The sequence below is a fragment of the Hymenobacter sp. HDW8 genome, assembly GCF_011305775.1.
GTDB classification, from domain to species: domain Bacteria; phylum Bacteroidota; class Bacteroidia; order Cytophagales; family Hymenobacteraceae; genus Hymenobacter; species Hymenobacter radiodurans.
Window position 1 is genome coordinate 3687625 of sequence record NZ_CP049907.1, and the last position, 23669, is coordinate 3711293.

A 23669-nucleotide genomic window follows, 5' to 3' on the forward strand; every position below is an offset into this window, starting at 1 on the left:
TTCTCTAAGCAAATAAATTAAGTGTGGAAAATCCAGTTGTAAATCACTACTCGTATATGTAGTTGATTAAATATTGCGGCTTGCGCTTAAGGGTTTTTGTAGTCGTTTTACTAGTCTTTCGAGCAGGTATTTAATCTGCTTAGTTTTTAGTTCTCATTCTCTCTTTCCCACCTTCCATCTATTCTAAAACTCTACATGAAAGGCAAATTCCTCACCACCCTCCTGCTGGTTGGCCTGAAGGTCACCACGTCTTTTGGGCAGGCAACCGTTGATCCAGAGCTGCGCGCCGCCCTCAAGACCAACCCTCTTGCACAGGTAATCGTCACCTTTAAAGGCGATGGTGCTCCCCAAGCCACCCAGCTGAGCTTACTCCAGCAGCTCGGCATTACTAAAGGCATCACCTTTCGGGCTTTGCCAATAGCCGGAGTACTAGCAACGGCCACGCAAGTGGATGCTCTGGCCAGCAACCCCCAGGTGCGCTCGCTCTACATCAACAAGAAGCTTGATTACTACAACTTCGACGACACGAACCTGACCGGCGTGAAGCGCCTGCGCACCGATAAGGAGACGACTGCCCGCAACGGCGGTTCGCCCGTGTCCGGAAAGGGCGTTGGGGTACTTATCAACGATAGTGGCGTCGATGGTACGCATGACGATATCAAGTTTGGCTCGCACCTGGTACAGAACGTTTTGGGCTCTACCAACCTGAACGCTCAGGATGCGATGCTGCCCGTTACCTATTTGGAAGGCGTTCCAAACACCGACACCAACTCCGGTCACGGCACGCACTGCGCTGGCACTGTAGGAGGTAATGGGGCTAAGTCGGGGGGCAAATATGAGGGTGTAGCGCCCGGCGCTAACCTGTTGGGCTACGGCTCGGGTGGTGCGCTGCTCGTGCTTGATGCCATCGGTGGGTTCGACTATGCGCTTACCCACCAAGCGCAGTACAACATCCGTGTTATCAGCAACTCTTTCGGCACCAGCGGCGATTTCAACCCTGATATGCCAATAAACGTGGTAACCAAGAAGTGCTACGACCGTGGCATGGTAGTCGTATTTGCTGCCGGCAACGAAGGTCCAAGCGCTGATACGCATAACCCTTACGCAATTGCCCCCTGGACTATCTCGGTAGGTGCCGGCGACCGTAACGGTTTGTTAGCTGACTTCTCCTCCCGCGGTGTGCGCGGCGAGCAAGGCACCTTCACCGTCGATGGCGAAACCTGGACTTTCAAAAACGAGCCTTCTATCGTAGCTCCTGGCGTAGACGTGGTATCTACCCGCACTATTGCTCCGGTATCTTCCTTGGGTGCACAGCAAGACATTGAGGTGCTTCCTCCCGGCCAAGTTCCGTTCTATACACACAGCAGCGGCACTTCCATGGCCACACCGCACGTAGCCGGTATTGTGGCTCTTCTGCTGGAGGCAAAGCCTTCCCTTTCGCCTGCCCAGGTAAAGGAATTGTTGATGAAGACTGCCACGAACATGCCCGGCCATCAGTCGTGGGAAGTGGGTGCTGGCTACGTAAATGCCTTTGCCGCCGTCGATCAGGCTTTCCGCTCTTCCGCTTTCGGCTCTACGGTGAATGCTACCCGTCGCTTCAATAGCAGCGTGAACGCGCAGACCACTACGGTACCTTTCACCATCAACTTCAACCCCATTCTGACCACAGGTAACTCGCTTACTTTCCCTGTAAATCCTGGTACGAACAGCGTGGAAGTGAAGGTCTCTTCTACTGGCCTTCTGGGGCAAACTGGTAACCTTACTAACCTGGTTCTGATTGATCCGAATGGCGTTCGCTACACCTCCGGTACGCCCGTTACATTCACGCTCTCTACCGACCGCGGTGTAGCCGTAGCCTCGCCCATAGCTGGCACCTGGACGGTAGCGGTAGAAGGTTTGCGCGGTGTGGCTTTGCCCGAAACCATTTCAGGTAATATTTCGATGCTGATTCCTACTGGCACTACCAATTTAGCTGATATCGCAGGCCACCCAGCCGAGGCTGCAATCAAGATGGCGGTAACTAGCCGCCTCGTAGATGGATTGGCTACCGGTTTTCAGCCCAATGCTAACCTGACCCGCATTCAATTAGCTGATTACTTATTAATGGGCCAAGGTATCCGTCAGTATTTGCCCACCAGCGGTGCCCACACCTTTTCTGATGTGACTACCACCAACGACATTCTGCTGACCGAAGCCGTAGCTGCCAAAGGTTCTGCCCAGCGCGACCGTTTCCATCAGTTCAACGGCGTAATGCGGCCTACCGCAGCGGGTACTTTCTCGCCTGCTGGCACCGTTAGCCGCGCCGAATTAGCTTACTCACTCGTGCAGGCCTTAGGATTCCAGCAGTTTGCGCTGGAGCGTAATGGCAAGCCAGTAACAGTACAGGTAAACGGCAAAACCGTCACCATTGATGACGCTTCCAAGATCCCAGCTGGTCTGGAAGGCTATGTGAGCATTGCCTTGGAGCTAAACCTGATCAACGCTTACTACACGGTGAAGCAGGGGCCATTCGATTTGCAGCCTACCATTCAGGCAACGTTCAAGCCTGCCCAAACCGTAACCCGCGCCGACTTCGCTGTGATCGTGAGCCGCACATTCCCACAGTACAACGCCCAGACGCAGCCAACCGCTGCGGCTAGCACTAGCGCTGCCACCGCCACCAAGGGCGCAGTAGCTCAGGAAACGGTAGCGTATCCGAACCCTTTCTCTGGCACTACCACCATCAACTACTACGTAGCTGAAGAAGGCCCAGTAAGTGTGGAGGTGTTCAGCTCAATGGGTCGCAAAGTGCAGACATTGGTATGGGGCTCGGAGCCAGCTGGCAACCACCAAGTGAAATTCGATGCTGGTAGCTTGTCGCGTGGTACTTATCTGTACAAGGTGAAAACAGGTGCTAACGTGACTACTAAGCGCTTGGTAGTGCAATAAAACTGCTTGATCAACCTACCTAAAAAAGGCAGCCTGCTCACGGAGCAGGCTGCCTTTTTGCTTTTGACTGTTGGAGCACTTGACCTGACGTAGGATAACTGGATATAGACACGTTTTATCGAGGTGGGTCGGGCACTTCTACTTCGAGCTCAAAATCCCGCTTAGGCGGTGCTTCGTTGTCGGTGGCGTTGCGGTACAGAAAGCGTAGCGTGGTTTTGCCAGGATTCAGCGCTTGGAAGTTAAAGGTTATATCCTCTGGGGCTTCTGTTTTGCGCTGTCTGGATTTCTTCTGCGGCTGTTCGGGCTGGGCAGTTACAAGTTGGATAACGTTGTCGGCGATGGGCATCACCTCCCACTTGTATTGGGCGCCGGCGGTGTTATCGAGCTTAATTTGGAGCTGGTCGCCCTTGTTTACTTTCACTCGGCTATGGTTGCCGTATTCGCTGATGTTCACGTTTTTGGCCACGCCCGGCTGGTCGATGGTAATGTAGGCGTGGAAAAAGCCCCCAAGGCCGCATAGCCAGTTCCCGGCAGCGCCGATACCAAGGCTAAATCAAGGCCACCAGGCCCCGTGGCTTGAAAGTGGATCTCAAAGGTTGCCGGAGCTCCCGGTACGCCACTACTCACACCGGGCAGATTGTGGGTACTTGTAACAGTTAGCTGACCAGGGTAATTCTGCACCATCCGCCAGCCAAAGCGCAGCGAAACGGTGGGTAAGCGCACAATCAGTTGATCACCGACGGTGAGCTGCACTTGCTTGCCGTTATCGGCCGCCGTGAGCGTGACGATGTCAGCACGTGAAAGAGTTGAGGACAGGAAAAGGGTAAGAGTTAATAGCGCTAGAATTGCGTAGCGCGGGAAAATTAGGAGCCGTTTCATAAGTCGTTAATAGCAACTAGTTGTATTAACAACACAGCCGGCGCTTACAAAGTCGCCGGCTGTGCCTGGATAGTGAGAAAATGTACGCTTGGATGCTTTGAAATGCTCCGAAGGAGCTTGTTGGGTAGCGAGCTATAGTGCGTTACCGATCTAAAAAACCATCTGTCATCCTCAGGCACGAAGGACCTTCTCACATCTGAACAAGAGCGTAATAATGCTTCGTTTCTTGGTGAGAAGGTCCTTCGTGCCTCAGGATGACTGACGAGTTATTCAACTTTAATCACGCCGGAGCCATTGTAGCTGTGATACTCCGCGTTGTACATCGCGTCGGCGCTGATGGGGCCTAACTTGAACGTGCCTTTCGAGACGGCGCGGGCGACGTAATAGAACGACTTGGGCGCGGCGGTAGCGGTGGTGAAGAGGTTGATGCGGTCGTCGCGGAGGTCGAGGTAATCGGGTTGGGCGGCGTCGGTGGCCCAGGTGATGTCGCGGATGGCGCCGATGCGCGGGTTCTCGATTTCCAGGCCGGCGGGCAGCAGGTCGGTGATGGCCACGTTGGGAATGTCGCCGGCGGCTTCGGGGGCTTGCAGGGTTATTTTCACGATTACTAAGTCATTCTGCTGGAAGGTGTTGCCGATGGGTTGGCCGGCGCGGTTTAGGTACTGGCGGCGCACGCGCAGGTAAGCGTCTTCCTCCTGAATTTGCCCCCAGGACTGATGCCTTCTGTTTCCCAGAAATAGTAGAGGCTGCCGGTGCCGCTGGTGCGCAGGCTGAGCGCGCGGTTGGCCACGTTGTTTACCGTGAGGTCTTTGCCCGAGAATTCGCCCAGCTTCTTGCCGTCATCTAGCAACGTAGCCGTGGCGGTGCTACGGGCATTTTGGCGCGCTATTTTGCCTAGAGCCAACAAGCCGAATGCGCGCTCCTGGGTGCTCAGCCAGCCGGCTTGTTTCATCTGGCGGCTGAGCTGGCGGGCTTGGGGGGCAATTTGGGGGTTATTGGAGTCGGCGGCGAGCAGGGCGTTGAGGGTGAGGGCTTGGTCGCGGAGGGGCGAGGAGAAGCTGCCGTCGAACGCGCGGCGAGCGGCGGTTTCGGTGCCGAGGCGGGTGGGTAATACGGCCTGGAAGCTGCGCTGGTCGCCGTTTAGGGCGTAGGTGGCGGCTAGCAGCACGCGCGAATCTTGGGAGAGAAGCTGGCGGTTAGCTTTGTAGTAGTTCAGAGCCACGGCATCTTGGCGGCCGGCCAGGGCCAGCACGTAGAGCGAGTAGGTGATTTCCTTTTTGGCGATGGTCTTGAGGTGAATCGCGTTTTGGGCGTCGAGGTAGTTGTAGGGCTCGGTTTCGCGCTTGCGGAGGCGGAATTGCAGGTAGGCGAGGGTTTTGTCGAGCACGGCTTTGTTTACCTGGAAGCCGGCTTGCTGGGCTTCGAGCAGGAAATGGGCGGCGTAGGCGGTGGCCCACCAGTTGTCGTAGTCGCCGCCGGGCCAGTAGCTGAGCGAGCCGTTGTAGAGCTGCTGGGCCTCCACCTTGCGGATGGCTTCCTGCACGTGGTAGTTCGGGTTGTAGCCCGCGGCTTTGGCTTGCTGGCCTTTTTGCTGGCTTAAAGTCGCGGCCAAATCGCCGTAGTAGAGCTGCGGAAACGCGGCCGACACGATTTGCTCCAGGCAGCCGTAGGGGTATTGCAGCAGGTAGCGCAGGTCCTTGGCAAACTCCGTCATCGGCGAGCGACTGACAACCAATTGGCTCCGCATGGAAGCCGGCAGGAAGTCAGTTTTCAGATTCAGGTTCTGAATTTGCCCCCCAGCCACTACCCCGGAACCCGTGCGCTTCTGCAGCGGCGACGCGGGGCGGACGGGGAGTTCGATGGTTTCAATGAAGGTCTCATTTCCAGCTTCGAAATACACTTTGACAGGTGCGTTTCCGAGTTGAGACGTAGCAAATACTCGAAATACAACACGCTTCTCGGTGCCAGGCTGAAGCTGAGTTGCTGCCGCGTCACAGCAGCGTAATGTCTTATCTGATATTAATTCATCATGAACAATTTCTAATGGAGGATTAAGCACTTCTTCTTTGGTTACGAGTGAAATACCGACTGTCCCACTCAATACTTTTTCCGTCGTATTCGTCAGCGTCACCGGCACGTCAATCGTGTCGCCGGGGCTTAAGAAACGGGGGAGGCTGGTGCTGATGACAACTGGGTCGGCGACGCGCATGGTGTGCTCGGCGGCCCCGAACGCTTCGCTTTTGTAGGCCACGGCCATCACGCGCAGAGCGCCCGAGAATTGCGGCACGCGCACCCGGTAGCGCACTTTGCCTTGGGCATCGGCGCGGAGAATGCCGCTCCATTTGGCTACCAGCTGCACCCGGCGCGAGGGCACGGGCGTGGTGCGGCGGCCGAGGTCGTAGCCGTCGCCGCCGGTGCTGGAATTGCCCCCAACTCGGGCAGCAGGAAAGGGTACACATCGTAGGCCTGCACTTCCAGGGCGCGCTTCTGGTAGAAGTAGCCGTAGGGGTCGGGCGTGCGGTAGTCTTTCATCTGCAAAATGCCCTCATCCACCACGGCCAGGGTTACGGCGGCGCGGGGCGCGGTGGTCACCTCAATGGTCTGGAAGGTTTGCGAACGACTCTGCTGGGGGGCTTTTATGACCACGGGGAGCTTGGTGCCGGGCTTTTCGACGGCCAGCGGCACGAAGCCCCGCGCCACCGTGAGCGGCAACCGATTGTCGGTAATGGCCCGAATGGCGGTGGCCGTCACGTACACGTTGGGCACGTGGCCTATGCTAATCGGGATGCGCACGCGGGCCGATTTCTGGTCGGTGTTGACGTAGAAATGGTTCAGCACTTTGTCGCGCTCCACGGTCACGAGTACGCGGCCAGGGAAGGGCGTTTTGAGCAGCAGACTGGCCGCTTCGCCGGGCTGGTAGGTGGCTTTATCGGCCTCAATCGTGACCTCGCCCTCATTGTTTACCTCAAAGGAATTGCTCTGGGTGTCACCAAAACCGTAGGCGTAAAAGCGGCTGGCCACGTAGGTGGCGGCGCCGGGCCGGGCCACGCGCACCTCGTACTCGCCGGAGTAGGTAGGGGTGAAGCTGAACGCCGTTTCCGCCCCCGATTTGCCCCCACAGTGCGCGTTTGGGTGGTTATGACTTCTTCGCGCTTCTGCGAATTATAGATATATCGGCCGCCCTGACGCTCAATCACCGTTTCCCAAAGCAAACGCACCACGCGCACCTGAGCCTGGGCGGTTGTCGGCTGACCCTGGGGCGTGAGAGCCACCAGTTGCGTAGAAACCGCCTGCCGCGTGCTGACCAACTCGGGCAGGTTTTTGATGCCAAACAGCACCGGCTGGGTCTGCACTTCAAAGGTCGCCAACCTATTCACCGGCCGTCCCGATTCGTCGAAAACGGTGGTGAAGGCTGCGCCTTCTAGGGTGCCGAGGTCTGAATAATCGGGTACTTCGTAGGTGGCGGTGCCCCGGCCGGCGGCGTCGGTGGTGCCTTCGCGGGTGGTTTTCTCGAAGCGGTCGGAGATGGGCGTGGCTTCCTGGTCGTAGCCGTTGCCGCGCTTCCGCTCGCCGCTGCTGATCTGGAAGGTGTAGTTGGGGAAGTTCTTGGGCTTAAAGGCTTTTTCCTTGAGCGAAAACTCCACCTCAAACTTGCGGTCGGCGGCCGGCGGGCCGAATAAGTTGAGCGCCGTAATCTGGGCCTCCACCGACTGGCCGGGCTTGGCCACGGCGGGCGCGGCTTGCACGGTTACTTTCAGGCGGTCGGGAATAAACTCCTCCACGCTGATCTGGCGAGAGGTGAGCAGCACGTCGTTGCCAGTGAGCACTTCCAGCGTGTACAGGCCCGTCATGATGGCGGAGGGCAAAATGAAGCGCGACTCAAACGCGCCGTCGGCCGACAGCTTCTGGCGCAAGCTCGCGTACTCCTTGCCCGTGGGCAGCAGCAGGCGCAGCTTCACCGGTAGATTCGCGGGTGGGGCCTGCCAGGCTTCGGTGCGTACAATGGTATTGGTGCGCACAGTGTCGCCGGGGCGGTAGAGGTCCCGGTCGCCGTAGAGAAAGGCTTGGTAGCGGGCCGCGTTGCTTTGCAGGCCGCCCACATCGAAGCGCGAGGTTTCAACCCGGCTTTGGGGCAAGTTCAGAAAGGTGAAATCGGCGTCTTTCTGGGCCGTAATCAGGCTCAATCGAAAGCGCGAAGTAGCCGCCGTACTGTCAAATACTGCCACGCCGTCGCGGTTGGTAGTGCCCGTACTGATTACCTGGTTATTGCTGCTCACAAAGCGCACCGAAACGCCCCCAGGGGCTCCGCCGACCGGATGGAATTGGCAAAAACCAGCGTGCGCCCCTTCAGTCCCTGCTTCACAATAAGCCCAATATCCGATACGGCCACCAGCTTGCTCACTTGCAGCCACTGGCGCTCGGTATCCTGCACCCGCACCACGTACAGCCCCTTCAGCGGCCCCGAAAACTCCAGGTCCTTGAGGCTCAGATTCAGCAAACGCAAACCGCCCTGCTTAGGTAAACCGGCCACCGTGTAGGTGCGCTCGGTAAGCACATTGCCGAAGGATTCAGTGTCGTAATAGTTATAGGAACGGTCTACATATTCGCCGTTTTCATCCTGAGTTTCGGTTACGTCGCCGCTTTCCTCGTTGTAATCAGGGTAGCCATACTGCCGGCCGCTGCGCAACAGGTGCTGAATATTATTAGCGTACACCTTGGCAATGCTCACCTTCACCTTCTCCACCTCCGACACCCGCAAACCCAGATTGCGAGCGCCCAGCGCATTCAGGTACATAGCCTTGTCGCCGTGGGCAAACGCCAGACTAGGCCGCTCATCCACGAAGGAAATCGACTGAGAAAACGCCTCTTCCAGCTGTCCGCCCAGCGCCCCCCGAATACCGGTGCCCAGCCCCAGTTGGTAGGTTTTATCAACGTCGAAGTTGCCTTTCAGTTTAAACCCGCTTTCCAGCGCTTCCACTGAGTAAGTCGCCATTGGCTGCACCGTCAGCAGGCGCTCCACCTCGCTCGCCACCACCGGCTGACTGGTCAGAACCGTAATCACCGGCTCTCCCTCCACCAGCGCGCCCGTGGCTTCTCGCACCAGTAGCGTTTCCTGGCTGGGTACGGCGGCCTGCGCGGTGAGCGGTTTTTGGGTGGGTTGGTTGCTGCCCACGGCCCGCAGGCCGGGCGCTATTTCCAGCTGTAGTGGGTTCCCCGGCCGCAGACTTTGCGTCAGCGTCACGCTCACGGTGCTGTCGGCCTCGGTCGAGGTAAGCTCAAACGCCACCGGCTGCCCATCCTGGCTTACCCGCAGCAAGGTCTGTACTTGGCTGGGCTGCACCAGGTAGTTGAAGCGCAGCGTCGTGCGGGCTTCCGCCGTGCCTGCCGCCCGCCGGCTCTGCCCCCAATACGTCTGCGCCTCCCGCAGTTGCAGATAAGGCGTGTGAAACCGCGTCCGGTCCAAGGCTGGGGGGCTTTTTTGCTGACTGGGGGGCAAATACTGCGGTTGCAGCGTCGCCGTAAACGCTGTAGTCGGCCGAAATGGCTCCAAGGGTGAAAACGTCAATTCTCGTTCGCCAGTCCACTTGAACTTGCCCCGCACCGCCGGCTCGAAACGCACGTACTGCGTCGTATCCCAGCGGTTGAACTGAGCTTCCTCCGCCACCGCCGCATCCAGCTGAAACACCAGGTTTTGATAGGGGCTAATCTCCTCTCCATCAGCGGTATTGTTGTCCGCAGCCGGCTTGGAGCAAGCACACAGCAAAGCCAGCAGCACCAGCAGCGGCAGGCGAGAAAAGGTTCGGGATAGCATGATTAGGGAGGCGCTTGAAAGGACGCAGGAAGGTATAGAGAAAACGCGATTCTTTATCCTGCTGTGGCCTGAGCTAACTTAGGTAATAGATTTTGATAAGCTGCGTTTCATTGCATCCCCGTGACAATTACGCCTAAGAGACAGGAGCCACTGGGCGCAGTATAAGAGTTATCAGAAGTGCTATGCTGAAAATTTAATTAATAAAATATGGCTACAAGTTTCGTAGAATATAATGGAAACGGATTCTGGTGTAACGACGCTTATCTTGAGACGTGGTTATACCTATTTGTGAAAGAGATAGAAAATAAAGAGACACAGCCGAAATCTGCGTTAAGAGATAGGATAGTCACGGAATGGTACTTGGCTGCAACAGTAGGGTTTGTAGGCTGTATTAATTTAGATTTAGATAATATTATCAATTCTGATGATGATAGGAATTTTTTATTAACTATTACTAGTGATCTGCACGAAAGATTGGTGCGTTTCGGTAAACGCATTCCTGAAAATATAATAGCTGATATTGAAAATAGTTCGCCAGGAATAAAATGGGCGCAAGCCCCTCTTGTGAATAGTATAGCTAAAGTTGGTGTTCTTTTTAAACAGCTATTAAAAGGTGACTTAAATTTAAAATCTACTTCTTCACTTGATTATCTAAAGCCGGAGGCATGGAATAGAATTTAATTTACTTGCTCCATTTTAGGAGTGATTCCAAAATTTAACTGATGATTATTTGAGAATGGAGCATAGTCAAAGAGAAGTTGTTGAAATAGCCAATCGTATAGTGAACGCCTTACTTTTGAACAGTAGTGTCGAAAGCTTTGGAATATCACATCAAGTACCATTCATTGAATTTAGAAACGATAGAGCAGGTGATGTACAATTGTATTTTGACTCTGATATTAAATTTTCATCTGAACGAGAAGTAGATTTAAGTGAAGAAGAGCGACTATTAGTAGGTATGAATAGTATTAACTTAAAGTTGATAACTGCTACTTATTGTAATGAATTTGCCGATCTACAGGTGTTCTTCGAAGATGGCTCTTGGTTTAAAATTAATGGGGCTTCGAAAGATGAATACGAACCATGGCAACTCTCAAATGGTACAAGTGTTAATGATGGTGGCACACTTCTCATAGCACAATCGGGAGGTGGCTATGCTATTTGGGATGGTACTATGGAAACATAAGTTTTTCGTTATTCAAAGACACTTTACATACCTTCAAAACCTCAGCCCACTCAATACTAAAAACCAGCAGCTTCTGCACCGGAATAGGGCCCGTGGTATAATATTCGCCGCGCACCTAGTAATGGTCGTCTTGCAGCAGATATACCGTCACGCTCTTGCCGCCGGGCGACACAATCCAGTATTCGGACACTTCGCTTTCCTCATAGAGGTCGAATTTCTCCTTCGTGTCGCGGGCGAGGTTGCCGGGGCTCAGAATTTTGATGATCCAGTCGGGGGCGGAATAACGGAAATGGGCTGTAATTGGGGCGGTGATGTATTTGTGATTTCAATAGAACATCATGCAGAGCAGAGCGAAGCATCTCGCTCGTAGTCGTCTGGGTTACTAGCACAACATCAGCACGAGAGATGCTTCGCTCTGCTCTGCATGATGCTCTGTTTTATGAACGTCCAGTCACGCTCTAAAGATGGAGGCCATACCGCGCCGTTAGGTATCGTATCCCGGCAAAGCGCTAAACTTGCCTGCTCCACGCTTCCCTTGCTCCTTATGCGTCTGCCGCTGCTCTCACTGCTTCTGCTGCTTCGTTTCTTCACCGCCTCCGCGCAAGGCATAGTTGAGCGCGACTTTCAGAAATACTTCGACGAATACGACCTGCAAGGCTCCTTTCTGCTGCTCGATACGGAGGCCAAGCAATACACGGCCTACAACCTGAAGCGCTGCCGCCAGGGCTTTCTGCCCGCCTCTACCTTCAAAATTCCCAACACGCTTATAGGGCTGGAAACGGGCGCCGTGCGCGACACCAGCGAAATATTCCGCTGGGATGGCGTGACCCGAACCATCTCGGCGGCCTGGAACCAGGATATGACTTTTGCCACGGCCCTGCGCGTGTCGTGCGTGCCGTGCTATCAGCAGCTAGCCCGCCGCATCGGGGCCGCGCGCTACAATCAGTGGCTGCCGAAGCTGCAATACGGGCGCATAGCAGTGACGCCGGCCACGGTGGACATGTTTTGGCTGGAAGGTCCTTCACGCATCACGCAGTTTGAGGAAATCGATTTTCTGCAACGCTTGGAGCGCAACCAGCTGCCTGTGGGGCGGCAGCATCAGGAAACGGTGAAGGCGCTGTTGGTGCTGAGTCGGGGCAAGGGCTGGACCTTGCGCGGCAAAACCGGCTGGACTTCCACCAAAGACTACAACAACGGCTGGTTTGTGGGTTGGCTGGAACAAAACGGCAAGCCGTACTTTTTCGCCTTAAACGTAGAGCCCAAAAACCACGGCCCCGCTACGGAAGCCTTCATCAAAGGCCGCCGCGCCCTAACGGAGAAACTACTGCGGCAGGAGTTTCGGTTGATGCAGTAGAAAACCCGTATTTGCCCCCCAGCCACTCATAACTCCTTATGCTTTCTCACAAGCACGAAATCTTTCTGGAAGTGGCCCGCTTGCTGAGCTTTACCAAAGCCAGCCAGACACTATTCATCAGCCAATCAGCTATCAGCAAGCAGATAAAGGCGCTGGAAGAGTATTACAAAACCGGCCTCTTCGAGCGCCTCGGCAATAGCGTAGTACTGACGCCGGGGGGCAAATTGCTGTATAAAAAGCTGCTCATAGCGAAGCAGCTGCAACATGAGCTGCACCAGGAGTTTGTGAAAATCAGTGAAGACTTCTCGCCCCGCATTCAAATGATGATTGGGGCCAGCACCACCATTTCGCTGTACGTTTTGCCCCCGTGCTCTCGGCGTATATAGAGCAGAACCCGAATACTCAACTCACCCTCAAAAACCGCAACAGCGAGAACATTCTGAAGGCGCTGCTGGAGCACGAAATTGATTTGGGTGTTATTGAGGGCATTAATAAAGTCAGCAACGTTACCTACACGCCCTTCCTGACCGACGAGGTAATAGCAGTGTGCTCGGCCAAGAATCCGCTGAAGCAACAGCAGCTGAGCGCTCAGGATTTGTATAGCATTCCATTGGCTTTGCGCGAGTCAGGCTCGGGTACGCTGGCGGTGCTGGAGGAAGCTCTGGCACAAAAGCATGTGAAGCTGAGTGAGCTGCCCGTAAAGGTGCGCTTGGGTGGTACAGAAGCACTTAAAAACTTCGTGCGGGTAGATACCTGTCTAGCTTTCTTGCCGCGTCAGGCAGTAGGGAAAGAGTTGATTTCGGGCGAGCTAGTGCAGGTCCAAATTCCGGATTTGCCAATGGTGCGCCACTTCAATTTCATTCAGCGTAAGGGCACCGAGAACAATCTGCCCTACAAAAACTTTGTGCAATTCACGAAGCGCTATTATTCCAAAACGGAATAGCCTATTCCGAATCTCTATTTTGTTATCGCATAGCAACTGGCCTACTTGCCGGGGCATTTCACCCACCCCGCCATGTCAGTTAGCACTGAATCCACCACCCACCTCCAAGCGCTGGAATGCTCAGCCTGCGGTCTGCAGCACTCTGCTTTTAAGCTCCAGAAAGTATCGACGTGCTGCGCGATGCCGTTGGTCGCTACCTACGATCTGCACCAGCCAATCCCCAAAAGCAGCATCAACCAGATCGACGGCAGCATGTGGCGCTATCAGGCTCTACTGCCCCTGCTCGATGAGGCCCATAAAGTAACCCTGGGCGAAGGTTTTACGCCTATGCTCAACATGTCTAGCCTCGCTAATCGGTATGGGCTGCGGTCATTGGTGCTCAAGGATGAAGGCCAGAACCCCACTGGCTCCTTTAAAGCGCGCGGCCTGAGCATGGCCATTTCTAAAGCCTTGGAGCTTGGCGTGAGCGGCTGCATTATCCCAACTGCTGGAAATGCCGGCGTAGCCATGGCTGCCTATTGTGCCAAAGCGGATATGAAAGCCGTAGTTGCCATGCCCCGCCATACCCCAGACGCTTTTAAAGAAGAGTGCTACTGGTACGGCGCCGAAGTGCAGCTAATTGACGGTCTCATCAACGACTGCGCCGCCTGGGTGCGCGAAAAAAACGCCAATGGTGAGCTGCTCGACGTCTCAACTCTAAAGGAACCGTACCGGCTGGAAGGCAAGAAAACTATGGGCTACGAAATTGCTGAGCAGCTCAACTGGCAGCTGCCCGACGTGATTCTATACCCCGCCGGCGGTGGCACAGGCCTTATCGGCATTTGGAAAGCACTGCGCGAAATGCAGGCCATCGGCTGGTTGCCATTGGGGGGCAAATTGCCGCGCATGATAGCCGTGCAAGCCGAAAACTGCTGCCCTCTGCTGGAGACGTACCTAGGCAAGCAGGCCAACTCGCATAATTATAACGGCAAACCCACTATCGCCAACGGTCTGGCCGTGCCGCGCCCATTGGGGGAGCCGCTGATGCTGCGTGTGCTGCAAGAGTCGGGTGGTACGGTAGTCGGTATCTCTGATGAAGAGATGATAGAGGGGATGCGTGAGCTAAGCCGCCAAGAAGGCTTATTTGTGGCGCCCGAAGGTGGTGCCGTGTGGATGGCGGCTCGTAAGCTGCTGCAAGAAGGCTCCATTAGCCCTACCGAACAGATTTTGCTTCTGAATACTGGCTCTGGCCAGAAGTACATGGACAATGTAGCCGGCCGATTCAACAATTAGAAACCATGCGTCGGCCGAATATGAGCTTCATTTTACGTACTAATGTTGCCCATATAAGCATTTAGACTTCCTAAAATCATTGTCATCCTGAGGCCCGAAGGACCTTCTCCCGTTAGCACAAGCCATTGCTACGAGAAGGTCCTTCGGGCCTCAGGATGACAAATGGTGTAGGAAAGGGCTATCCTGCTGGTTAATAGCCTATAATGCCGGTGCAAAACCGCTTACGGCTGACCTTCATGGGGTGGTTGTTCATCGTACAAAACGGTGAGCCATACTGCCACCGCTATGTCTGCCAACTCATCCCGCCTCTACGCCGATGTCGAGTTCCTGACGTCCATTCAGCCGGCCCGCAACTACCTCAATCTCGCGTCGCTGAACAAAGCGGCTGATTATATCAAAGCCGAGTTTGAAAAGCTGAGTGCTCAGGTAGAAGAGCAGCCTTTTCGGGCCGACGGCCGCGACTATCGTAACATCATTGCCTCATTCGGGCCGCCTGATGCTGAGCGCATTATTCTGGGGGCTCATTACGATGTATTTGGCGAGCAGCCCGGCGCCGACGACAATGCCAGCGCGGTAGCTGGCCTGCTCGAAACGGCGCGTTTGCTGCACCAGCAACAACCCTTACTGAAGCGCCGCCTCGATCTGGTTGCTTACCCGAACGAGGAGCCGCCTTATTTCGCGACCGACTTTATGGGGAGCGCCATCCATGCCTATTTGCTCCATTTGCAGAAAGTGCGGGTGCGGGCCATGATTTGCTACGAGATGATCGGCTACTTCAGCGACGTGCCCGGTTCGCAGCGTTTCCCCGATGACACCTTGGCCAAGCTGTATCCCCACACGGGTAATTTTATCACCGTTGTGGGCAAAACGGGGCAGGAGGAAATAACCCAGCGCCTCCAAACCCTCATGCGCAAGCACACTGATCTGGATGTGCAACGCATCAATTTGCCCCCCAGCTATGGTTTGGTCGGCCTTTCAGACCACCGCAACTACTGGACCTATGATTATCAGGCGGTGATGATCAATGACACCTCCTTCCTGCGCAACCCTCACTACCACCAACCCACCGATACCATCGATACGCTCGACTTCAAACGGATGGCTGAGGTCGTAAACGGCGTCTGGGGGGCAATTCTGAAGTTATAGGGTAAGATTTATATCATTTCTACTCACGACAAGTAGCTAAAGCAAGGCCATACGTCATGAAAGAAGTATGGCCTTACTTTTTTAAATCTTTGGAATATCACCATGAAAAATAAGGGTTAGAGTCTATATTTTTAACTAGTTTTAGAAAAACAGCCTTGTAAATAATAGGGTGTTTTATGAAAATGTACGATTTGAATCTATATTGCCATTGAAAACGATAGTGTGCTGATTTTAAAGTTGCTTGTTTTATGGCTTTATCACTTCTACCCCGTCCAACCTACAGTTTGGTTGCTATGCTTGGGCTGTTGCTCCTGAGTGGGCTCGCGGCATTTGTTCCGACCTCTCACCCTAGCGCTGCTCCCGGCAGCTTGCAGGCGGCCGATGTGGCCTGGATGCTTACCGCCACTGCCTTCGTACTGATCATGACGCCTGGTCTATCCTTTTTCTATGGCGGGATGGTGCGGCCCAAAAACGTGATTTCCACCATGCTGCAAAGCTTCGTGGCCCTGGGCGTGATTTCGCTGCTATGGTATTTTGTGGGCTTCTCGCTAGCCTATGGTACCAGCTGGCACGGCTTCATTGGCAACCCTTTCACCTATGCGTTGCTTAATAATGTAGGCACGGCGCCACATCCCGTGCTGTCGCCGGGTATTCCGTTTGTGTTGTTCTTCGCCTTTCAGCTCAAGTTTGCCATTATCACGCCGGCTCTTATTACCGGTTCGTTTGCTGAGCGGGTGCGCTTCAAAGGGTATCTGGCGTTCATGGTGCTGTTCTGCCTGTTCATCTATTGCCCTTTAGCCCACTGGACATGGCACCCCGAAGGCTTTCTGCGCCAGTGGGGTGTGCTCGACTTTGCGGGCGGAACGGTCGTGCACATCTCCGCAGGTATTGCGGCTTTGGCCGGCGCCATGGTGCTGGGCCGCCGCAACAGCCACGTGCGCAACACGTCCTTCTCGACGCCTAATGTGCCTTTTGTGCTGTTGGGCACTGGCTTGTTGTGGTTTGGCTGGTTCGGGTTCAATGCGGGTTCAGCCCTAGGCGCCAATGAGTTGGCGGCCACTTCTTTTGTAAATACTAACCTAGCCTCGGCTGCCGCGCTGGTTGCCTGGCTGCTGGTGGAAGTAGTGCGCGGCACTAAGCCCACGGCCGTAGGCGCCTGCACCGGCGCGGTAGTAGGCCTCGTTGCCATCACGCCCGCTGCCGGCTATGTGCAATACGGGCAAAGCATTCTGATTGGGGTGGTCGCGGCGCTGGTGAGCCACGCCGCCGTACACTGGCAAAACAGCCGTACTACTATCGACGACACGCTCGATGTGTTTCCCTGCCATGGTCTGGGGGGCATTATGGGCATGCTGCTTACCGGCGTATTCGCCGATAAAGTAGGCCTGATTCATGGCGACGCCACCATATTCGGCTACCACGTGTTGGGCCTGCTGATTGTGGTAGCGTATTCCTTTGTTGGCTCCTGGCTGCTATTAAAGCTGACGGCCAAACTCTTCGGCTTGCGCGTGAAGCCTGCCGAGGAACAGCTCGGTCTCGACCTTAGCCAGCATGAAGAATCTACCTACCACGTGGACGAAGAGTTCGAGCAAACCTATCAGAACCAGCGCCACGATAACGGTCAATTCTCCCACCGCATGTCGGATAGCTTGGTTAGCTGAGCGCTTACTCAGCCATTTTGCTCAGGAAGAAGGACGCCAGAAAGCCCAGCACCGTAATCAAGCCCGTAAAATTGTGCGCCACCGCGAAGGCTTCCGGAATCATGGTGTCAGCTAGCATGGCCAAAATGGCCCCCGCAGCCACTGCCGTAGTAGCCGATACCACTTGGGGAGAGAAGTTGCTAAATACGGTGTAGCCAGCTAGGGAAGCTAGTCCCGAAATGACGGCGATGCCCCCCCAAAGAAACAGTACGTAGCGCGCCGACCGCCCAGCCTTTTTCATGCCCGAGGCACTGGAAAGCCCTTCGGGAAGATTGGACAGGAAAATGGCCACCACCGCTACCGTGCTCACGGCTCCACCGGCCAGTAAACTCAATCCGATAACGATGCTTTCGGGAATGCCGTCGAGTAGGGCCCCCACGGCAATGGCTGTTCCATTGTCGCCTTCGGGCTCGTTTTCTGCTTTGGCCTGGGCCTGCACAGCTTTCCGTTCGGTGTGTTGGTGTTGGCCCGAGCGCTTGCGGTGCTTCGCACCCTTGAGAGCTAGCAGCCAATTAGCTAACGTATACATCACGGCACCGCCCAAAAAGCCAACGGCCGTAGAGTTGAAGCCACCTTTTGTGTACGCTTCCTCCATCAGCTCCAGTGAAAGCGTAGAGATGAGCACCCCGCTGCCGAAGGCTACTACCGCCGCAATCAGGCGCTGGGGTACGCTAAAGTAATAGCCTACGGCCGCCCCGAGCAACAATGCCGATCCTGACACCAAGCCCCAAAAGCCAGCCATTGCCCACGTAGGGAAGGTCATAGAAAAGGAAGAAAAGTAGAAATACTCAGAAAACGGACAAATGCGTGCGTAGCCAGCGCTCGACGTTGTTGGCTGGTTTCGGGTAGCAGCAAACTGCCCCCGAATCTCTATACGCGCCAACCCAAAGCTCGGGTATCAGCTTGCTTCTCCTCGGTATTGCGCCAGTACACGCTGACAATCCTCTTCGCTCAGGCCATCAAGCTTAATCTTCTTGAATGGCGCGGTGTGGCCCGTCAGGATGGTAACGCTGGATTTGCTGAGTCTAAATACCTGCGCCAGATAGGCTATGAGCTCCGAATTGGCTTGTCCGGCATGCGCTGGCGCCTTTATGCGGACCGCCACCTCACCATTGGCGGCCACCAATAGCTGATTGACGCGGCCGTTGGGTTTGGCTTTGATATGCAGGATTGTAAACAAGGAATTTTCTCCTGAATGCCCTTCGCGCCGAGCTTTGCTCAACCTTTAGGCGGGCGAATTATAGGCATCGTACACGTTCCAGGCCCAAATGAGAAATGGAACAATCAGCGTCCAGGCCAGCAAAAAGCCGACTACACCGCCCAGCGCCCAAATAAGAAACGCCTTCAGAATCTGGCCTTTGATAAGCTGCCCTAAGCCGGGAATGAAGAAAGAGAAGATTGCGGGTACGCCGTAGGTCGGTTTCATGGCAAATTAGGGGAGGGTGAAAGACGAAAGATAAACAGCGCTTATGTAGTAGAAGTAGCAGGCTCCAGTGAATGTGCGTCACCTATGCGCGCCTGCCCAAACGGGCACTGATCCAGCACCACGCAGCGCTGGCAAGCTGGCGCGCTAAAGTAGCAGCATTTCTGTCCATGAAACATGAGAGCTTCGTGATGATCGTACACCTCCTGCGCCGACCAGTCGGGGGGCAAAAGTTCGGACAGTAGAGCATGCGCGGCCTCCGTACCCACTTTAGGCCCGATGAGCGCCAGCCGCTGCGCCACGCGGTGGTGATGGCTATCGACGGGCATTGCGGGCAGGCGCAACGTGCTGAATAGCAGCGTGGCAGCGCTGGTTTTGGGACCCACTCCCGGAATAGACTCCAGCCAGGCGCGTGCTTCCGTAACTGGTACCTCAGCTAAGAATTCGAGGTCGCAAGGGCCGTCGCAGCGCGTACTGACTTCGCGGAGCACCGCCTGAATGCGGGGGGCTTTTTGCTCGGGCCAGGTACACGGGCTGATGGCGGCCTGCACTTCCTCGGTAGGGGCATCGCGCACTTGTTCCCAAGTCGGAAACCGGGCCACCAGCTGCTGGTAAGCCTTATGCGACTCTTGGTTGCGGGTGCGGTGCGAAAGCAAGGCACTGATTAGCTCGCTAAGCGGATCTTTGGAGCTGAAAAAGCGGAATGGCGCCCCATACTCAGCGCATAGGCGCTCGTGCACCAATAGGGCTTTCGCTTGGCGAATGGCAAAGTCGGGGGGCATATTGGGGGCGATGGTTTCCACAAGTATCGCCTACGCAAGCCAGGCCCGCTGAGGTTGCCGCCGCTTAGTTATTCCCCCGATTATAAAGCGAAATAGCCTGGCGAATATTGCGCTGCTGCTTACCCTGCATAATAAGCGGCACAATGAACAACGGCATGCCCGCATACACCAGCGGCGATATGCTGGCTCGCCCACCTGAGGAGTTGTTAAATGTGGAGAACATGCCCGCCGCTATAATTCCGCCGGCTGCAATGTAGCTCAGCGTGCTGTAGGTCTGGTACTTGCGTGCCTGTTCTAGCAAGCCCCGACTGGCCGCAAAGTCAGCGGTGGCAATGCTGAGGTTGCGCAGATTGAGGTCTTCAATCGGGCCGTTGTCTTTGCTGAAATACTCGGTTTTGGTGGTGCGGTACATCGGGCCGCCAAAGCCCCCAAAGCCGCCGTAGCCGTAGCGCCCGAAGCCGTAGGGGCTGTAGCCATACGGCGAGTTGCCAGCATATTGGGTGTTGGTGATGGAATACAGACTGATGCGCCCCACCCGGTCGCGGCGCAGGGTGGCCTCACGGGTAGAGCGGCCCGGCAGCACCGTGCGCACATAGTGGCCGGTCTCGTCGCTGTAGTAGCTGATAGTGTTTAGGTCGAAGCGCTGCTGCCCATCCAGCAGCAGAAAAGGCTTCCCGAAGATGGGCTGCTTGGTTTCAACGTCGTAGGCCTGAAATACGCGCCCATCCTTAAGGCCCACCGCAAAACGAGTGGTTTCGACGGGCGGCGCAACTTCACGGCGCCGCTGCTGCTCGGCCCGCACCGAATCGGGGAGTACAGGCGGAGTATTTACCGTGGAGGGAGGAGTAGTACGAGCGGGCGCGGTGGTTGGCGGGGTGGGCTGAGGGAGCGTATTCAGCTCGCGGGGGGTATTCTGAGCCAGTATCGGCGCAGAGCACAGCGCTAAAAAGGGGAATGCCAGAAGAAAGGAGCGGCTGGTCATGCAGGCAAAAGGAGGGAAGATGGACAGCAAGATAGACTCAAAAAACTGCAGAGGAAGTCGGTTTAGTATGCCGAAAAAGCCCCCCGCCAGAAGTAATTGTTCACCGATAGTTACAGCCGGAGCTACCCGCGAAAAAGCGGTCTGAATCAACGCGGGGGGCTTTTTCTACTCAAGAGCCATACTAGCGCCCCGGCGTTGCGTTGTTGAGCCGCCTAATCGCTATTTAATTTTTACACCAACGCTGCTACGCACCTCATCGCCCTGATGCAGGCGCGCTTCACAGCCTGAGTCGGATACGGCTATTGCTACTTCAGCAGCTTCTCCAGCAGGCTCAGGCTGTCAACCATATCGGTAGAAGTTTCGAAGTCGATGGGCTTCAAAATATACCCGGCCACGCCCAGATGCTGGGCATTAAGCCGATCCACATCCATAGCCGAAGTGGTCGTGATGAACACCGGAATATCGCGCAGCTTGGGCTGACTGCGCAACTCCTCCAGAAACTCGTGGCCATTCATTTTGGGCATGTTCAAATCTAGCAGAATGACCTCCGGCAGTGGGTCCATGGCCTCTTGTCCATTGCGTCCGAGCAGCATGTTCAGCGCTTCTATGCCATTAAAGGCGGTGTGCAGCTTATGCTGCACACTGAACTTGGCGAAGGACTTCTCCACGATCATCGTATCAAAGAAGTCGTCTTCGACGAGGAGGATAGAACGCATAACTACTTGCTTAACAACTACTAAAAAAGAGCATTGGCTGACGTGGTCACCGGAGAAACTGGCACCAGCGTTTTGGGCCACGTGAATACAAAGGTAGTACCCTGCCCCGGTACCGATTGCACCCGAATGCTGCCTTTATGTTCTTCGATGATCTTGCGGACAATACTGAGCCCGATGCCGGTACTCTCCGCCGTATTTCGGTCGCGCAGGGTCTGGAATATCTGAAAGATTTTTTCGTGGTATTCCGGCGCGATGCCGGGGCCATCGTCGGTTACACTGAACTCGTACTCCTTTTTCAGCTCCTGAACTCCAATGCTTAGGTGGCCCTGGCTGCTGTGATGGTGCTTCACAGCGTTGCTGAGCAGGTTAGTAAATACCTGTTGCAAACTCAGCCGGTCGGTGAGGAAGGATGGCAGGCTGGGGGGCAAATTGACCGTGAATCCGGTCGGAACTACCATATCGGCTACTTCCGCTACTAGTGCGCGCACATCTACTTCCTCCGGTAAAGGCTGAGTGCGGCCGGCGCGGGCATACGCCAGCAGGCCGTTGATCAGATCATCGAGGCGGGTGAGGCGGCCCTTGAGCATGGCCAGATACTCCCGCATCTGCGCCGATACTTCGTGTGGTAATTCCTCCTCTATCCACTTCACCAAGGCTCCAATGCCACGTAAAGGCGCTTTCAGGTCGTGGGAGGCTACGTAGGCAAACTGGTCCAGCTCTAGGTTACGCTTGTTCAGCGCCTCGAAGGTTTGATCGAGGGTTTGGGTCATGCGATTGAGAGAGCCGGCCAGCTTGCCGATGCTATCCTGCTCCTTGTCCCGAATTTTAACCTTGTAATCACCCAGCACTACCTGTTCCGCCAGGTTTTCGATAAGCTGAATGCGCTGGGCCGTATTGTGGTTGACGGCGGCCAGCTCGGCCTGTAAGCGCTCTTTCTCCTTCAGCTCCTGCACAATGCGGCTAAACAGCCAGAGCACCAATACAATAGCCAACACTGCCGAGCCAATAATGGCCAGCGGGGCCATGCGTTCCCAGATATCACGGTCGCGGGTACGCTCGTGCAGCAGCAGATCCTCGGAGTTTTTGATCCGCGCAATTGCAGCCCGAATCTGTTCTAGCAGGCGACGGTCGCCCCTCACTAGGTCGCGGGCCGCGTACGGACTGGGAGGTTGCTGGCGCCAGCTATCCAGCAGCAGAATTTCTTGGGCTAGCAGCGTGCCCAGCGTATCCAGGCGCCGCTGGTGCTCGGCATTGTCGAAGGTAAGATGCCGCAGGTTCTCGTAGCTGCCGCGCACGCCCATGATCAGGCCATCGTAATTATCGAGGTAAGACTTGTCGCCCAGCAATAAGTAGCCCCGGACAGAGCCCTGCGCATCGCGCATTTGGGTGCGCAATTCGGTGCTGTGCTGCAATACTTTGTAGGTATGCTCCACCCGATTGGTGTAGTAAGCCACCTGCTGAATACTTATGTAAGCAAACAGGGAAGTAAGCAGCAGCACAATCAGCGCAATTCCAAAGCCCAGCCTGATTTTGGTATTAAGATTCAGCCGCACTTGATTTCAAGTAGAATTGAGGAGGGAACAAGCACTGGTAATGGTGATAAAAGGTAAAGTTCGCACTTTTATGAGCGCGGACCCCAAACGACAAGCGAACGGCTCGTGCACTTTGCTTCTACCTTTGTGTGCCGCCCGGCTACGCCGCATTCCCTTTACTCCTCGGAAAAATGCCCCCCGACCCGATTACCAGCCCCCAAAACCCGCGCATCAAGAACCTGCTGCGCTTGCAGCAGAAGCCCGCTGAGCGCCGGCAGCAAAACCTGACCATCATTGAGGGCTACCGGGAACTGACTATCGCCCAACAAGCCGGGGTGGAAGTTATGACGCTGTTCGTGTGTCCGGATCTGACTGACTTAACGAGGCAGCGGGAGCTAGAAACGCTATTTGCCCCCGCCCAGAGTACTTCACGGTATCGAAAGCGGTATTCGAAAAAGTGGCTTACCGCGAAGGCTCCGACGGTATCCTAGCCTTGGCTCGCCCCCCGCGCCGCGCTCTCACCGACCTGAAATTGCCCCCCAGCCCGCTCCTGATTATTCTGGAAGCCGTTGAAAAACCCGGCAACCTAGGCGCCGTACTCCGCACCGCCGACGCCGCCCGCGTAGACGCTGTCATCGTCTGTGACCCGCGCACCGACCTATATAATCCCAACGTGATCCGGGCCAGCATTGGGTGCGTATTCACCAATCAGGTAGTGGCTGCCCCTACTGCTGAGGTAGTAGCTTGGCTGCGCCAGCACGGTATTCGCAGCTTCGCTACTACTCCCGCCGCATCAGACTTATACACCAATATGGACTTCAGCGGCCCCAGCGCCATTGTGATGGGCACCGAAGCCACTGGCCTCAGCGACGAATGGCTCGCGGCCGCCGATGCCCAGATCAAGATTCCGATGGCCGGCTACATCGACTCGCTCAACGTAAGCACCTGCACGGCCATCATGACGTTTGAGGCCGTACGTCAGCGTGGGGGGCAAAATTGAGCTTTTCGTTGGCT

The 23669-nt window shown here is 55.5% G+C and carries 26 protein-coding genes; 11 read left to right on the forward strand and 15 right to left on the reverse strand.

Translation table 11 applies throughout. From position 1 onward, the window contains the following. Window positions 1-195: 195 nt before the first annotated feature. Window positions 196-2928 (forward strand): S8/S53 family peptidase, encoded by a 2733-nt coding sequence (locus tag G7064_RS15740; protein WP_166074328.1) that lies wholly within the window; start codon window positions 196-198, stop codon window positions 2926-2928. A gap of 115 nt (window positions 2929-3043) precedes the next feature. Here G7064_RS15740 and G7064_RS15745 read toward each other — a convergent pair whose 3' ends face one another. From G7064_RS15745 to G7064_RS15775, 7 genes are all read right to left on the reverse strand, one after another. Next, complete coding sequence (locus G7064_RS15745; RefSeq protein WP_166074329.1) at window positions 3044-3394, reverse strand: protease inhibitor I42 family protein; 351 nt, start codon at window positions 3392-3394, stop codon at window positions 3044-3046. After that, the gene (locus G7064_RS15750; RefSeq protein WP_166074330.1) at window positions 3379-3807 is read right to left on the reverse strand and encodes a protease inhibitor I42 family protein; all 429 of its coding nucleotides are present in this window, start codon (window positions 3805-3807) and stop codon (window positions 3379-3381) included. The genes G7064_RS15745 and G7064_RS15750 overlap by 16 nt, the downstream gene beginning before the upstream one ends. Before the next feature lie 266 nt (window positions 3808-4073). Next, the gene (locus tag G7064_RS15755; RefSeq protein ID WP_166074331.1) at window positions 4074-4481 is read right to left on the reverse strand and encodes a hypothetical protein; all 408 of its coding nucleotides are present in this window, start codon (window positions 4479-4481) and stop codon (window positions 4074-4076) included. Continuing rightward, a complete protein-coding gene (locus tag G7064_RS15760) occupies window positions 4463-6181 on the reverse strand; it encodes an alpha-2-macroglobulin family protein (RefSeq protein ID WP_166074332.1) in 1719 nt (572 codons plus the stop codon). Before G7064_RS15760 ends, G7064_RS15755 begins: the two co-directional genes overlap by 19 nt. Beyond that, window positions 6154-6861 carry a hypothetical protein gene (locus G7064_RS15765; protein WP_166074333.1) on the reverse strand — a complete coding sequence of 236 codons (708 nt, stop codon included), beginning with the start codon at window positions 6859-6861 and terminating at the stop codon, window positions 6154-6156. The genes G7064_RS15760 and G7064_RS15765 overlap by 28 nt, the downstream gene beginning before the upstream one ends. Further along, window positions 6768-8084 carry an MG2 domain-containing protein gene (locus G7064_RS15770; RefSeq protein ID WP_166074334.1) on the reverse strand — a complete coding sequence of 439 codons (1317 nt, stop codon included), beginning with the start codon at window positions 8082-8084 and terminating at the stop codon, window positions 6768-6770. The genes G7064_RS15765 and G7064_RS15770 overlap by 94 nt, the downstream gene beginning before the upstream one ends. Further along, on the reverse strand, window positions 8081-9619 hold the full coding sequence (locus G7064_RS15775) for a hypothetical protein (protein ID WP_166074335.1): 1539 nt from the start codon (window positions 9617-9619) through the stop codon (window positions 8081-8083). The genes G7064_RS15770 and G7064_RS15775 overlap by 4 nt, the downstream gene beginning before the upstream one ends. Window positions 9620-9907: 288 nt before the next feature. Between G7064_RS15775 and G7064_RS15780 the strand changes: the two genes are divergently transcribed. Together G7064_RS15780 and G7064_RS15785 are read left to right on the forward strand one after the other, a co-directional pair. After that, window positions 9908-10300, forward strand: coding sequence for a hypothetical protein (locus tag G7064_RS15780; protein WP_166074336.1), 393 nt, complete (start codon window positions 9908-9910; stop codon window positions 10298-10300). 55 nt (window positions 10301-10355) lie between these two features. Beyond that, window positions 10356-10805, forward strand: coding sequence for a hypothetical protein (locus tag G7064_RS15785; RefSeq protein WP_166074337.1), 450 nt, complete (start codon window positions 10356-10358; stop codon window positions 10803-10805). 115 nt (window positions 10806-10920) lie between these two features. Here G7064_RS15785 and G7064_RS15790 read toward each other — a convergent pair whose 3' ends face one another. After that, complete coding sequence (locus G7064_RS15790) at window positions 10921-11118, reverse strand: Uma2 family endonuclease (RefSeq protein WP_166075167.1); 198 nt, start codon at window positions 11116-11118, stop codon at window positions 10921-10923. A 231-nt stretch (window positions 11119-11349) separates the two neighbouring features. On the opposite strand from G7064_RS15790, the gene blaOXA reads away from it, so the two are divergent. From blaOXA to G7064_RS15815, 6 genes are all read left to right on the forward strand, one after another. Further along, window positions 11350-12159, forward strand: coding sequence for a class D beta-lactamase (gene blaOXA / locus G7064_RS15795; protein ID WP_166074338.1), 810 nt, complete (start codon window positions 11350-11352; stop codon window positions 12157-12159). Window positions 12160-12197: 38 nt separating this feature from the next. Beyond that, a complete protein-coding gene (locus G7064_RS22495; protein WP_240935532.1) occupies window positions 12198-12545 on the forward strand; it encodes a LysR family transcriptional regulator in 348 nt (115 codons plus the stop codon). Beyond that, window positions 12527-13102: a LysR substrate-binding domain-containing protein gene (locus G7064_RS22500; protein ID WP_240935533.1), complete on the forward strand. Its 576-nt coding sequence runs from the start codon at window positions 12527-12529 to the stop codon at window positions 13100-13102. The genes G7064_RS22495 and G7064_RS22500 overlap by 19 nt, the downstream gene beginning before the upstream one ends. 72 nt (window positions 13103-13174) lie before the next feature. Continuing rightward, complete coding sequence (locus tag G7064_RS15805) at window positions 13175-14374, forward strand: threonine synthase (RefSeq protein WP_166074339.1); 1200 nt, start codon at window positions 13175-13177, stop codon at window positions 14372-14374. A 285-nt stretch (window positions 14375-14659) separates the two neighbouring features. Further along, the gene (locus G7064_RS15810) at window positions 14660-15520 is read left to right on the forward strand and encodes a M28 family peptidase (RefSeq protein ID WP_166074340.1); all 861 of its coding nucleotides are present in this window, start codon (window positions 14660-14662) and stop codon (window positions 15518-15520) included. Window positions 15521-15813: 293 nt separating this feature from the next. Next, window positions 15814-17181 (forward strand): ammonium transporter, encoded by a 1368-nt coding sequence (locus G7064_RS15815; RefSeq protein ID WP_166074341.1) that lies wholly within the window; start codon window positions 15814-15816, stop codon window positions 17179-17181. 4 nt (window positions 17182-17185) lie between these two features. On the opposite strand, the gene G7064_RS15820 is transcribed toward G7064_RS15815, so the two are convergent. The 7 genes from G7064_RS15820 to G7064_RS15850 form a co-directional block, all read right to left on the reverse strand. Continuing rightward, on the reverse strand, window positions 17186-17983 hold the full coding sequence (locus G7064_RS15820; RefSeq protein ID WP_133273908.1) for a ZIP family metal transporter: 798 nt from the start codon (window positions 17981-17983) through the stop codon (window positions 17186-17188). Window positions 17984-18118: 135 nt separating this feature from the next. Continuing rightward, the gene (locus tag G7064_RS15825) at window positions 18119-18400 is read right to left on the reverse strand and encodes a DUF167 domain-containing protein (RefSeq protein ID WP_166074342.1); all 282 of its coding nucleotides are present in this window, start codon (window positions 18398-18400) and stop codon (window positions 18119-18121) included. 45 nt (window positions 18401-18445) lie between these two features. Next, a complete protein-coding gene (locus tag G7064_RS15830) occupies window positions 18446-18646 on the reverse strand; it encodes a hypothetical protein (protein ID WP_133273906.1) in 201 nt (66 codons plus the stop codon). A 41-nt stretch (window positions 18647-18687) separates the two neighbouring features. Continuing rightward, a complete protein-coding gene (locus G7064_RS15835; protein WP_240935534.1) occupies window positions 18688-19446 on the reverse strand; it encodes an endonuclease III domain-containing protein in 759 nt (252 codons plus the stop codon). Between the two features lie 43 nt (window positions 19447-19489). Further along, window positions 19490-20557, reverse strand: coding sequence for a hypothetical protein (locus G7064_RS15840; protein ID WP_166074343.1), 1068 nt, complete (start codon window positions 20555-20557; stop codon window positions 19490-19492). Window positions 20558-20712: 155 nt separating this feature from the next. Continuing rightward, window positions 20713-21123, reverse strand: coding sequence for a response regulator (locus tag G7064_RS15845; protein ID WP_166074344.1), 411 nt, complete (start codon window positions 21121-21123; stop codon window positions 20713-20715). A 20-nt stretch (window positions 21124-21143) separates the two neighbouring features. Next, window positions 21144-22676 carry a sensor histidine kinase gene (locus G7064_RS15850; protein ID WP_166074345.1) on the reverse strand — a complete coding sequence of 511 codons (1533 nt, stop codon included), beginning with the start codon at window positions 22674-22676 and terminating at the stop codon, window positions 21144-21146. A 170-nt stretch (window positions 22677-22846) separates the two neighbouring features. Between G7064_RS15850 and G7064_RS22505 the strand changes: the two genes are divergently transcribed. Together G7064_RS22505 and G7064_RS15855 are read left to right on the forward strand one after the other, a co-directional pair. Further along, complete coding sequence (locus G7064_RS22505) at window positions 22847-23146, forward strand: hypothetical protein (RefSeq protein WP_240935535.1); 300 nt, start codon at window positions 22847-22849, stop codon at window positions 23144-23146. Then, window positions 23113-23655 carry an RNA methyltransferase gene (locus G7064_RS15855; protein WP_240935536.1) on the forward strand — a complete coding sequence of 181 codons (543 nt, stop codon included), beginning with the start codon at window positions 23113-23115 and terminating at the stop codon, window positions 23653-23655. Before G7064_RS22505 ends, G7064_RS15855 begins: the two co-directional genes overlap by 34 nt. The last annotated feature ends 14 nt before the right edge of the window (window positions 23656-23669 follow it).